Genomic DNA, 6705 nt, shown 5'->3' with positions numbered 1-6705 from the left:
GGGTACACCCATCCGCGGGTGGGTTGGCCAACCGGATTCTGGCTCACGAACCCACCATCTGCTGGGTTCACCCAGCGGATGGTGGGTTCTGCACTCTCATGCGGGTGCAGAACCCACAAGCTCGTGGGGGAACCCATGAGATGGGATCGGCAGACCGGACCGGACCGGACGGGGCGGGGCGGGGGTTATTCGGTTACGTAGGGTTCGCCGTCGGCCTTGGGGGCTCGGACTCGGCCTACTAGGCCGGCTACGGCGATGATGGTGGCCAGGTAGGGGGCCATCAGGAGGAGTTCGCCGGGGATGGGGGTCTGGATGATCTGGAGCTGGGACTGCAGCTGGGTGGCGAAGCCGAAGAAGAGGGCTGCGACCATCGCGCCGATCGGGTGCCAGCGGCCCATGATCAGCGCGGCCAGGGCGATGAACCCGTTGCCGGCAGTCATGTCCTTGGCGAACGAACCGGCGTACCCGACCGTGAAGAACGCACCACCGAGCCCGGCGAGAACCCCGGCCCACAGGACCGCGGAGTACCGGACGCGCTTGACCCTGATCCCGACCGTGTCGGCCGCCTTCGGGTGCTCGCCGACCGCGCGGACCCGCAGGCCCCACCGGGTCTGGAAGAGCACGAAGGTGACGACCGCGACCGCGATGTAGGTCAGGTAGACCAGCGCGGTCTGGTTGAACAGGATCGGCCCGATGAACGGGATGTCGCCCAGCCCGGGGATCTTCACCGCGGAGAGCACCTCGGGCGTGTTCAGGTTGGCCGCGTCCTCCTGCAGGAACTGGTCGAACAGGAAGCCGGTCACACCGGTCGCGAACACGACCAGCACGACGCCGAGCACGACCTGATTCACCAGGTACTTGATCGAGAACACGGCGAGCAGCAGAGCCATCAGTACGCCGGACGCCGCGGCCGCGATCAACGCCGCCACCGCGCTCCCCGTCGTACTGGCAACCACCGCTGCGGTGAACGCGCCGACCAGGAACTGGCCCTCGATCGCGATGTTGATGACACCTGCCCGCTCACACAGCACGCCGGCCAGCGCGCCGAGGATCAGCGGGGTGGCGAAGTTCAGCGTGCCCTGGAACTGGTTGGCCAGCGGGAAGACCTTGCCCGCGGCGGCCCAGCAGAGGAAGGCGCCGATGAAGCTGACGCCGAGAATGATCGCCAGCCAGCCGGAGTACTTCTGCGGAACGCGGCGCAGGATGTAGGCCACCGCCGCGACTACGCCGAGGGCGCCGAGCAGGATGGCGACCGGCTGCGCGGGCAGGCCGAGCAGGTTGTTCTGCAGGTCGCCGGAGACCAGCTGGAACGTCGCCTTGCCGCTCTTGGTGAAGAGCGCCAGCCCGAGCCCGATCAGCGCGAACACCAGCATCAGGCCGCCGACGCGCAGCCGGCGGACGCGCTCCGCCGGGGCCTCGATCGCCACCGGAGCGGGGACCCGCGCGGTGTCCTGAACCGTCACGTCGCTCATCCGTTCCAACCCTTCGCGAGGATGGCCCCGGATCCTGGATCCTTCGGCAGGAACCGGAAGACCGAGCGGACCAGCGCGGGAGCCGCGACGAACAGCACGATGGTTGCCTGCAGCACCGTTGTCAGCGTCAACGGCGTCTGCGTGATCAGCTGCATCTGCAGGCCACCCGCGTTCAGGGCGCCGAAGAGCAGACCGGCCAGTACGGTGCCAAGCGGCGTACCGCGGCCGAGCAGCGCGACCGTGATCGCGTCGAACCCGACTGATGCGGCGACGCCGTCGGTCAGCGGCAGGTCGGTTCCGAGCACCTGCTGCGTGCCGGCCAGACCAGCCAGCGCACCGGCGACGACCATCGCAATCACGTAGGCCCGGCCGACCGACATACCGGCTGTCTTCGAGGCATCCGCGTTCGCACCAACCGCGCGCAGCTCGAAGCCGACGGTGGACTTGTTGAGCAGCCACCAGACGAAGACCGCGGCGACCAGCGCCAGCAGGAAGCCGACGTGCAGGCGGGTGTCACCGAACTGCGGGTACTGCGCGTTGGCGTCGACGACCGGTGAGATCGGGTCGGCGCGGCCAGGGCGCTGGAACGTCGAGGTCGTCAGCAACCACTGCAGCAGGTAGATCGCGACGTAGTTCAGCATGATCGTGACGATCACCTCATGCGCACCGGTCCGCGCCTTCAGCAGACCAACCACACCGCCCCAGATCGCGCCGCCGATCAGGCCGGCCACGATCGCGACGATCAGGTGCAGGACCGGCGGCAGGTGCCACGCGAAGCCGACGTACCCGGCGAGGACCGCGCCCATGATCAGCTGCCCCTGGGCGCCGATGTTGAACAGGCCGGTCCGGAACGCCAGCGAGACCGCGAGGCCGCCGCAGATCAGCGGGGTCGCCTGGGTCAGCGACTCGCTGATCGGGGAGATCCCACCGATCGCGCCGACCGCGAGCGCCTTGTAGGCCTCGCCGACCGCCGAGAGCGCTGCGGAGATGGTGTCCATCGGCGCGGCGCCGAAGTACCCGACCGCGGTCTTCACGTCGTCGTCGCCGACGATGATCAGGATCGCCCCGACCAGCAGCGCGAGCACGATCGCGCTGACCGAGACGAGGCCCTGGACCGCCCACGACGGCAGCCCGGACCGCCGCCGTACGGTCGGTGCGGGCGCTTGTGCTGTGCTGCTCATCTAGATGGTTCCCAACGTGGTCGGGTTCTCGATCGCGACGTCGTGCGCCTCGGACTTGGAGGCGCCGGCCATCATCAGGCCGAGCTCGTCGCGTGGGGTGTCGGCCGGTACGACGCCGACCACCTTGCCGCGGTACATCACCGCGACCCGGTCGGCCAGCGCCGCGATCTCGTCCAGCTCGGTGGAGACGATCAGTACGGCGGTGCCCTGGTCGCGCTCATGCACGATCCGGGTGTGCAGGAACTCGATCGACCCGACGTCCACCCCGCGGGTCGGCTGCGAGGCGACCAGCAGCTTCAGCGGCCGGGACAGCTCGCGGGCGAGCACGACCTTCTGCTGGTTACCGCCGGACAGCGACGACACGGTCAGGTCGATGCCCTGGGTGCGGATGTCGAACTCCTCCACCCGGGCGTGCGCGTTCTTGTCGATCTCGTCGGTGTTCAGCGCCAGCCCGTTGCCGAACGGCGCGTTCCGGAACAGGTCGAGCACCAGGTTCTCGGCGACCGTGAACGAGCCGACGAAACCGTCGTGCCCGCGGTCCTCCGGGACATACCCGATGCCCGCGTCGAGGCGGTGCCGGGTCGACTTCGTGGTCAGCTCCTGGCCGTCCAGCGTGATGCTGCCGGCCGCGATCGGGGTGAGGCCGAGCAACGCCTCGGCGAGCTCGGTCTGACCGTTGCCCTGGACACCGGCCACCGCGAGGATCTCGCCGGCCCGGACCTCCAGGTCGATGTCGTCGACCGCGGTGAACCCGCGCTCGTCGATCACGGTCAGGCCCTGCACCTGCAGTACGACGTCCTTCGGCTGGGCCGGCTCCTTGTCGACGACCAGGTCGACCGCGCGGCCGACCATCAGCTCGGCGAGCTCTTCCTCGGTCGCGGACGGCTCGGCCTGGCCGACCACCTTGCCGCGGCGGATCACGGTGATCTTGTCCGCGATCGCCTTGACCTCTTTGAGTTTGTGGGTGATGAAGACGATCGAGGTGCCGTTCTCCTTGAGCTGACGCATCACCGCGATCAGCTCGTCGATCTCGGCCGGCGTGAGCACCGCGGTCGGCTCGTCAAGGATCAGCACGCTGGCGTCGTTCGTGAGCGCCTTGATGATCTCCACCCGCTGCTGGACCCCGACCGGGATGTCCTCGACCAGCGCCTCGGGGTTGACCTCGAAGCCGTACCGCTCGGACAGCTCGGTGACCAGCGCGTTCGCCTTCTTGCGGTCCAGCACGCCGCCGGGGTGGGTGTTCTCCCGGCCGAGCATGATGTTCTCCGCGACGGTGAAGACCGGAACCAGCATGAAGTGCTGGTGCACCATGCCGATGCCGTGCTTGATCGCGTCACTCGGCGAGGTGATGGTGACCTTCTCGCCGTCGATGACGATCTCGCCGGAGTCGGGCTGCAGCAGCCCGTAGAGCATGTTCATCAACGTGCTCTTGCCGGCGCCGTTCTCACCCAGCAGGCAGTGGATCTCCCCAGGCTCGATGACCAGGTCGATGTGATCGTTGGCGACCAGCGAGCCGAAGCTCTTGGTCAGGCCGGACAGCTCGAGATGCATGCGTGATGCCTTCCCTGAATCAGACCGAGAGCCAGGAAGGCTGACCTGTTCGGGTCTGCCCTCCTGGCTCACACCGTTCTACGCGGTGATCAGGACGCCTTCGGCTGCGCCTTGGACTCGATGGTGATCTTGCCGCCGATGATGTCGGTCTTGATCTGCTCCAGCTCGGTCTTCAGCTCGGCCGGAACCTTGCTGTCGAACTCGTGGAACGGAGCCAGGCCGGTGCCGCCGTTCTCCAGCGTGCCGATGAACTGCTTGTTGTCGAACTTGTTGTCGACGACGGAGACGATCGCGTCCTGGACGGCGACGTCCATTCCCTTCTTGACGCTGGTGAGCAGCACCGAGCAGTACTCCGCGGCGGACTCGCAGCCGTCGGTGTCGACCCAGATGGCGTTCACCTTGCCGTTGCTGGCCTTGGCCGCCTGCAGACCGCCAAGACCCGCCGGACCGGCGACCGGGAAGATGATGTCGGCGCCCTGGGTGATCAGGTTCTGGGCGTTGTTCTGGCCCTTGGCCTTGTCCTCGAAGTCACCGGTGAACAGGCCGTCCTGCTTGGCCTCGTCCCAGCCCAGCAGCGCGACGTTCTTCGACTTCTGCTTGTTGTAGTACTTCACGCCCTCGGCGAAACCGTCCATGAAGATGGTCACCGGCGGGATCTTGACGCCGCCGAAGGTGCCGACCTTGCCGGACTTGGACATCGCCGCGGCCAGGTAACCGGCCTGGAAGCTGGACTGCGCGGTGTTGAAGCCGAGCGGCTTGACGTTGGCGATCGGCTTGGCCGGGGCCGAGTCGACGATCGCGAACTTCACGTCCGGGTTCTTGCCGGCCGCCTCGTCGGTGGCGTCCTCGAGCTTGAAGCCGACCGAGATGATCACGTTGCACTTGGCCGCAACCATCGCGGTCATGTTGGTCGGGTAGTCGTTGTCGGACTTCGACTCCGCCTTGACCTCGGTCAGGCCCTTGGCCTTGACCGCGTCCTGCAGGCCCTTGTACGACGTCTGGTTGAACGACTTGTCGTCGAAACCGCCGGAGTCGGAGACCATGCAGGCCTTGAAGGCCTTGTTGTCGGCGCCTCCGGCCGGGCCACTTTCCGTCGGCTTGCTGCCACAAGCTGCGACGGCGAGCGTCAGTACGCCCACGATCGCGGTTCCCCGCACGAACTTCTTCACCGGACGTCTCCTTCGTCGTACCAGATCGTTTGCGCACGCCTGCCCCTGCGTGCCATCCGCAGACTATAGGGGCGGCCCGTGTTAGTTAGAACGCCAAGATGACCTCGATACCGGAAAGTGACCGGCACTTTCGTCACATTTCCGCAACTCCTGCGGCGCGGTCACCGAGTGCCCGGCGTCGTCACGGTGAGTGAACGATTCAGGCCTCATGTCACAATCGCGGGCATGAGTCATCAACTGCTGGTCGCGGATGTCCTCGCCCGGGTCGAGGAAGTCCGCGAGACCACGGTCGAGCTGCGCCGGGACCTGCACGCCCACCCCGAGCTCGGCTGGCACGAAGTCCGGACCACCGAAATCCTGGAGCGCGTCCTCACCGACGCCGGCCTGTCACCACGCGTGCTGCCGACCGGGACCGGACTCATCTGCGACATCGGCTCCGGTGACTCATGTGTTGCGTTGCGCGCGGATATCGACGCGCTCCCGGTGCCGGACGGTGTCGAGGCGCCGTGGCGGTCGACGAACGACGGCGTCGCGCACGCGTGTGGGCACGACATCCACACCGCGGGCCTGGTCGGCGCTGCGCTCGTGCTAGCCGGGATGGCCCGGGACGGCGCGTTGGACCGCCGGGTCCGCCTCATCTTCCAGCCGGCCGAGGAGGTGATGCCCGGTGGTGCGCTCGGTGTCATCGCGGCGGGCGGGCTGGACGGCGTACGGCGTATTTATGGGGTGCACTGCGATCCGCGCCTGCAGGTTGGTCAGGTCGGCCTGCGTGTCGGCGCGCTGACGGCTGCTGCTGACCGCATTCTCGTGCGGCTGAGCGGTCCCGGCGGGCACACCTCGCGCCCGCACCTCACCGGCGACCTCGTCTACGCGCTCGCGACGCTCGTCACCGAACTCCCGGCAGCGCTGTCCCGGCGCGTCGACCCCCGCGCCGGCATGTCGCTCGTCTGGGGCCGCATCACCTCCGGCTCCGCCGCCAACGCCATCCCCTCCCGAGGCGAAGCCGAAGGCACCCTGCGCTGCCTCGACGTCAACGCTTGGCACCAGGCTGCCGACCTCATCCCGGCCTTGGCGAGCCAACTCGTAGCCCCCTACGGCATCCAGGTCGACACCGAGGTCACCCATGGCGTCCCCCCGGTCATGAACGACCCCACCGCCATCGACATCCTCCGCAACGCCGCCCAGCAAACCCTGGGCACCGGCGCCATCAGCCCCACCGACCAGTCCCTGGGCGGCGAAGACTTCGCCTGGTACCTCGAGCACGTCCCCGGCGCCATGGCCCGTCTAGGCGTCCGCCCGCCCACCCTCGACACCGCCGGCGACCTCCACACC

Annotated in this window: 5 protein-coding genes; 1 reads left to right on the top strand and 4 read right to left on the bottom strand. The window is 67.9% G+C overall.

Annotation, left to right across the window (positions count from 1 at the left end):
- Nucleotides 1–185: 185 nt before the first annotated feature.
- The 4 genes from E1261_RS42115 to E1261_RS42100 form a co-directional block, all read right to left on the bottom strand.
- Entirely contained in the window at nucleotides 186–1472 is a 1287-nt protein-coding gene (locus E1261_RS42115) for an ABC transporter permease (protein ID WP_132415480.1), read from the bottom strand.
- Nucleotides 1469–2653 (bottom strand): ABC transporter permease, encoded by a 1185-nt coding sequence (locus E1261_RS42110; protein WP_132415478.1) that lies wholly within the window; start codon nucleotides 2651–2653, stop codon nucleotides 1469–1471. Before E1261_RS42110 ends, E1261_RS42115 begins: the two co-directional genes overlap by 4 nt.
- Nucleotides 2654–4204: an ABC transporter ATP-binding protein gene (locus E1261_RS42105; protein ID WP_132415476.1), complete on the bottom strand. Its 1551-nt coding sequence runs from the start codon at nucleotides 4202–4204 to the stop codon at nucleotides 2654–2656.
- A gap of 89 nt (nucleotides 4205–4293) precedes the next feature.
- Nucleotides 4294–5373, bottom strand: a complete 1080-nt coding sequence (locus E1261_RS42100; RefSeq protein ID WP_132415474.1) for a BMP family lipoprotein — start codon at nucleotides 5371–5373, stop codon at nucleotides 4294–4296.
- A 225-nt stretch (nucleotides 5374–5598) separates the two neighbouring features.
- Here E1261_RS42100 and E1261_RS42095 point away from each other — a divergent pair.
- Nucleotides 5599–6705: amidohydrolase (locus E1261_RS42095; RefSeq protein ID WP_132415472.1), on the top strand; the 1107-nt coding region annotated here is incomplete at its 3' end.

It is taken from the genome of Kribbella albertanoniae, assembly GCF_004348455.1.
Taxonomy (GTDB): Bacteria; Actinomycetota; Actinomycetes; order Propionibacteriales; family Kribbellaceae; genus Kribbella; species Kribbella albertanoniae.
Note: the sequence above shows the minus strand (reverse complement) of the source record. Positions and strands in the feature narration are given on the sequence as shown.